Below are 6,000 nucleotides of genomic sequence, written 5' to 3' on the forward strand. Positions count from 1 at the left end.
TGCGCAACGTCCGTCAGCTACCCTGCCGTGAAGACAATTATCCTTGAATGATTTCGACTGACCCGGGTTATGTTCCATCGTTCCGTCCAGGCTCCCGTCCGGCGCCTTCCTTGGCTGAAATCGCCGCGGAAATCGCCGGGCTCATTCGCGCGCGATAACCGCGCCTCGACGGCCGTCGAGTTCGCGATGATCGCCTTGCCTTTGCTCGCGCTCATCCTCGGGGCGCTGCAAGCGGCCATCGTGCTCATGGCCCAGCAGGAGTTGGAACATGCCGCCGACGAGGCCGGCCGCCTGGTCATGACCGGGCAAGTGTCGAGCACATCCGGCGCGACCGGCTATATGACCCAGGCCCAATTCACCAACAAGGTCTGCAGCTATCTCGTCGCGCTGTTCAATTGCTCGAAGCTGATGATCAACATGCAGACGGCCAGTTCATTCAGCGCGACGAATACGTCGGCCCCGAGCTATACGACGCTTCAACAGAATCAATGGAGCTATGTGACGGGAAGTCATGGCCAAGCGCCGGACGTTGTCATCCTCCAGGTCATGTATGAATGGCCGATCTTCAGCAATCTGTTCGGCTTCAATCTCGCCAGCCTGCCGAACGGCACCCGTCTTCTGATGGCAACGTCGGTCTTTAAAAACGAGCCCTCCGGATCATGACCCGTTCGCTTCGCTCCGACAGATTGACGCGCTTCGCTTCGCAGGAGAAGGGCATTGCCGCCGTCGAATTTGCGTTGACGCTGCCGATCATGCTGGCCCTTTTCGTCGGCGTGACCCAGGTCGGCGAGGCGGTATCAATCAGCCATAAGGTGACGGTGACCGCGCGCACGATCACCGACCTCGTGACAAGAGAATATTCGCCGCTCACGGCGGCGCAGCTCAATATCGATCTTCAGGCAGCGGCGCAGGTCATGGCGCCGTTTCCGTCGACCACCCTTAATGTCACCGTTTCGGAGATCTCCACCGACGCGAATAGCAAGGCGACGGTGACTTGGAGCCAATCCTGGCCCAACAGCGCCAATGCGCTACAGGCCGGCTCGACCTTCGTCCTTCCGAGCAGCCTCTCCGGCGCAAAGATCTCCATTATCTACGGTCAGGTGACCTACGGCTATACGCCCGTCATCGGCTACAATATCATCAAGCCGATGACGCTCTCCGATTCGATCTACTTGTACCCGCGGACGAGCTCGAGCATCACCTGCTGCTCTTGAACATAAATTCGGCCAGCTTCGAACGAACTGACTTGGCCGTAGAACGGCGAACCGAGCGCCGGCTTGCCAACCTCATCCCTAAACACGCGCATCGGTGAAACCGTACCGGTGTTCGCGGCTGATGCCGTTCGCGCGTGGCCCAATATGCAGCCCACACGAACGGCGCAATCGACAGCGTCGCGATTGAGGTTATTGCGCCAGATGGACCGTCGCCGTCGCGGCAAGGAAAAGCTGTTGAAGCGCGGCCCCGATGTCCTGGTCCGTCGTAACCACGCCGAAAAGACTGGATGACGAAGCGCAAGACTGCAACGCCGTCTCGATATTCGGATTGGGCGTCGGAACAGTATTGTCGTCGATCGGTGCGACATTGTTGTTATAGAAGCTGTTGCTGGGCAATGCCGAATAATCGAGATAAAGCACCGCGATCCGGATCGGCAGGCCGCTGCTGCTGACCCTCTGTTTGATGGCGTTGCACTGCGCCGCGCTGATCATCGAAATATTGCGGCCGCTGCTGCTCTGCGTATCGTTCACGCCGTCGGTGATGAGCATCAACACTTCTTGCGGCGTATCGTTGGCCGCGTTGGTCCCGTTACCCGGCGTCGGCATGAGAGCGTTGATTTTTGTCATGGCCGTGTTGAGAGCGGTGCTGCCGTCGTTATTGCTGCACGTTTGCTGATATTGGTTTGGCGTCGTCGACGATGTCTGGTTGACCCCAGTCAGATAGCCGTTATCGAACATCTGCAGCATCTGGATGTTTGCGGCGGCTGTCGAAGCGGTTGACATGTTCTGCGGCGTCATGGAAGAGCCGCCCGATATGAAGCGCAGCGGCGAATTTCCACTTGTGCACGGCGAGCCCGTCCAATCTGTGTCGAAGGTGGCGACCGCCATATTGTAGGTCGCCCCGTTCACCGAGGCGACGTTCAGCGCATAGGGGCCGAGCTGCTGGATTGCGCTGCGCAGATTGTCGATGCGAAGCGTCAAGCCCAGGACGCATTCGGCATAGGTATAATCGTCCACATACCCCGGATTGGTGCTTGTTCCTGTCTTATAATATTTGATCGTCTGCGTTTGCGGATTCCACCAATTTCCCGTCGTGATCGTATTTGTCGCCGAAACCACTCCGATGCAGGAGGAATTTCCCGGCAGGACCCATTTGGTGTAATCGGATTCGTGACAGGCGAAGGCGCATCCGCCCTCGTTATCGCCCCCGGTTCCGCTGCCGCTCGAGGTGGCGCTATACATTGCGTTGATGCCGGTGGTCGTCGCCGGAATGGCCATCGATGGCGACGAATCTGCCAGGATATAGAAGTTGATATTCGGCGCGATGGCGACCTCTGCCACGGCCGGGCTCGAACTGTTGCCGATGCCGATCGAATTCATCCCGATGATCCGACCAAAGGCATCGCTTGATTGCGCTGTATAGCTGACCGTCGTTTGACGGGGACTTGTCTGAGAGGTGGTTGAGTCCTGAACCGACACAGTTCCGTTGAAGTTGGTGACGCCTGAAACGGTGCTTGCCAGCGAATTGAACATCGCCTGCGCCCGGGCCTTAGCCTGGCTCGCATTCAACCCCTGGTTTGGTATCGGCGAGAAGGCCGGCGGGTTTCCCGATTGCGTCACGGTGGACAGCGCGACCGCGTCGGCGATCGCATCGAGCTTGGCCTTGCGGCGTGTGGCGGAAGTGTAGTCGATCGCCGCGCCGACGGCGAAAAGGATTGGAATCGAAGCGATCGCGAAAATCATCGCGACATTGCCGCGCCGGTCGGCCCTGAAGAGCGCGAGCTCGTGGCGAAGACCAAAAATGAAATCAGCCGCAAGGGCGCGGCCGGTGCGCAAAATCGATTGAAATTCGAAACCTGTCTTCACGGGCGCAGTCCTTCGGACGTAACGCCCTTACGTAAGACCCGATTCGTAAAGACTTCGGATAGTTAATATTGCAGTGGCTGCGTGCATCTGCTGCTGGCGCAGAGCAACTCCGCATCCAGGACTATTTCCTCCTGCGAAATCAAACAGATATGGAGTATTTCTTGACGATTTTCGCGGCCAAGGCGGAAGGCATTGCATTGAGATATTGGTAAATCGCCCCTTGCCGTGGTGGAGGGCTTTTGAATCGGGCCTAGGATCGCGGTTTCTTCGCGCCGCGCGGCGACTTCCCCGGCCAGCTCACGATATGATCGGGATAGTCCTCGATCTTGAGGTCGCGCTCCGTGAGCGCGACCCGGCCGCGCACCGAAATCCCCGCCTCATGCACCGTCTCGGGCGAGCCGGAGACAAGGGGGTGCCACCAGGCGAGCGGTTTGCCGTCCGCCCGCAGCCGGTAGGCGCAGGTCGGCGGCAGCCAGGCGAGCGAGGCGGCGAGATCGGGCGTGAGCTTGAGGCAGTCGCGGACCCGGCGCCGGCGGCGGGCATAATCGGCGCAGCGGCAGGTTTCGACATCGAGCAGGCGGCAGGCGATGTCGGTAAAATGGATGTGGCCGGTGTCCTCGTCTTCGAGCTTGACCAGGCAGCAGCGGCCGCAGCCGTCGCAGAGGCTTTCCCATTCCGCCGGCGTCAGCTCCGCGAGGGGTTTCTCCCAAAAGGCGCCCCCCTTCGCCATTCTCTTGCCGCGACGCTGTGGTTCTTTGGCCATCTCAAAGCCCTTTAAGTCATTCAGCGCATTGGATTTGTCCGAAAAGCGTTTCGCACTTTTCGGCCCGATGCGCTAAAATTGCAATTATTCGGATTGCATCCCGCAGGAAAGCCCAAGCGGCATGAAAGTGTTGGACAGGCTGCGTTCGTCCACCCTTTACAAGAGGGTAACCCGCGCCTTTCTCGAGATCGACGCCTTTTTCGATTCCTCGCTCTTCGAATCGGGCGAGCGGTCGCGCAACGCCTATGCCTCGCTCATCGCCTTCATGGACCGCCTGCACGTCTCCGGCTGGCGGCGCCTGATGGTCGAGCTGTTCTGCGAAGGCTCGAACATCGCCCTCGGCATCGGCATCATCGCCCTGTTCTTCGCCATTCCCGCCTTCGAGGATACGGCCGGCACCGACTGGCTGAAGAAAGAGGACCTCGCCGTCACCTTCCTTGACAGCTACGGCCAGGTCGTTGGCCGGCGCGGCATCAAGCATGACGATTCCGTGCCGATCGAACAAATGCCGAAATATCTGATCGACGCGGTGATCGCGACCGAGGACCGGCGGTTCTTCGAACATATCGGCATCGATTTCGTCGGCGTTTTCCGCGCGCTCATGGTCGATGCCAAGGCCAATGGCGTCGTCCAGGGCGGCTCCTCGCTGACCCAGCAGCTCGCCAAGAACATTTTTCTCTCAAACGAGCGCACCCTCACCCGCAAGGTCAAGGAAGCCTATCTCGCGCTCTGGCTCGAAGGCCATCTGACCAAGCGCGAAATCCTCCAGCTCTACCTCGACCGCGTCTATATGGGCGGCGGCACGTTCGGCATTCAGGCGGCATCGCAATTTTATTTCGGCAAGTCGGTGCGTGACGTGACGCTGGCGGAAGCCGCCATGCTCGCCGGCCTGTTCAAAGCGCCGACGAAATATGCGCCGCATATCAACCTGCCCGCCGCCCGCGCCCGCGCCAATGAGGTGCTGAACAATCTGGTCGACGCCGGCTACCTGACCGAAGGCCAGATCTATGCGGCCGTGCGCAACCCCGCAACGCCCGTGCCGCGCGGCCAGACCTATTCGCCGGACTGGTATCTCGACTGGGCTTATAACGAAGTCCACCAGCTTTCCGAGGCCGGCAAGCTCGGCAACAACCGCGTGCTCACCGTCCGCACCGCACTCGATTCCAACCTGCAGAAATATGCCGACGACACGATCGCCAATCAGTTGCGCGAATATGGCCCGAGCTATCACGTCAAACAATCGGCGATGGTCATTCTTGATCCGTCCACCGGGGCGGTGCGCACGATCGTCGGCGGCCAGGACTATGGCGAGAGCCAGTTCAACCGCGCCGTCGATGCGATGCGTCAGCCGGGATCGTCCTTCAAGCCTGTCGTTTATCTCACGGCGCTGCTGACCGATAAATTCACGCCTTCGACCATCGTCGAAGACGAGCCCGTCTGTATCGGCAATTGGTGCCCGCATAATTTCGGCAACAAATACATGGGCCGCGTTCCGCTCATCACCGCGCTGACCCATTCGCTCAACACGGTGGCGGTGCGGCTTTCGATCGCCATTGGTGCCGCCGATTCGCGCCCCGGCCACAACAATGTCTATGAGGAAGCCAAGCGCGGCCGCGCCAAGATCATCCAGACCGCCCGCAAGATGGGCATCTCCACGCCGCTGCCCGACACGGTGTCGCTGCCGATCGGCGCCGACGACGTGAACGTCATGGAAATGGCCGGCGCCTATTCCGTTTTCGCCAACGGCGGCAAGCGCGTCACGCCCTATGCCGCGGTCGAAATCTACAACAGCCACGGCGATCTCATTTACAGCCACGATCGCGACGCGCCGGCGCCGCAGCAGGTCTTCGACAAGGAGAAGATCATCGAGATGGTGACGATGATGCGCAATGTCGTGCAGGAAGGCACGGGTCAGCGCGCCAAACTCGACAACATCGACATGGCGGGCAAGACCGGCACGACCAACGGCTTCAAGGACGCCTGGTTCAATGGCTATACCGGCAATTTTGTCGGCACGATCTGGTTCGGCAATGACGACGATACCCCGACCGACAATATGACCGGCGGCTCGCTGCCGGCGATGACCTGGCATCTGATCATGACCTATGCGCATGAAGGGATCGAGCTGAAGCCGCTGCCCGGCGCGCCGCCTTTCCC

5 protein-coding genes are annotated in these 6,000 nt (G+C 60.0%); 3 read left to right on the plus strand and 2 right to left on the minus strand.

Going from position 1 to position 6,000, the window contains the following annotated elements:
* Positions 1–114: 114 nt before the first annotated feature.
* Together Q0025_RS11775 and Q0025_RS11780 are read left to right on the plus strand one after the other, a co-directional pair.
* Complete coding sequence (locus Q0025_RS11775; RefSeq protein ID WP_297299312.1) at positions 115–663, plus strand: TadE/TadG family type IV pilus assembly protein; 549 nt, start codon at positions 115–117, stop codon at positions 661–663.
* Positions 660–1,214, plus strand: a complete 555-nt coding sequence (locus Q0025_RS11780; RefSeq protein WP_297299301.1) for a TadE/TadG family type IV pilus assembly protein — start codon at positions 660–662, stop codon at positions 1,212–1,214. The genes Q0025_RS11775 and Q0025_RS11780 overlap by 4 nt, the downstream gene beginning before the upstream one ends.
* Before the next feature lie 189 nt (positions 1,215–1,403).
* Here Q0025_RS11780 and Q0025_RS11785 read toward each other — a convergent pair whose 3' ends face one another.
* Complete coding sequence (locus Q0025_RS11785) at positions 1,404–3,080, minus strand: TadE/TadG family type IV pilus assembly protein (RefSeq protein WP_297299303.1); 1,677 nt, start codon at positions 3,078–3,080, stop codon at positions 1,404–1,406.
* Between the two features lie 250 nt (positions 3,081–3,330).
* Complete coding sequence (locus tag Q0025_RS11790; RefSeq protein ID WP_297299305.1) at positions 3,331–3,843, minus strand: YcgN family cysteine cluster protein; 513 nt, start codon at positions 3,841–3,843, stop codon at positions 3,331–3,333.
* 121 nt (positions 3,844–3,964) lie between these two features.
* Here Q0025_RS11790 and Q0025_RS11795 point away from each other — a divergent pair.
* The coding region (locus Q0025_RS11795; protein WP_297299307.1) for a transglycosylase domain-containing protein at positions 3,965–6,000 on the plus strand (2,036 nt) is incomplete at its 3' end.

Origin of the sequence: uncultured Methylovirgula sp., assembly GCF_947646745.1 — a bacterium.
Lineage (GTDB): Bacteria > Pseudomonadota > Alphaproteobacteria > Rhizobiales > Beijerinckiaceae > Methylovirgula.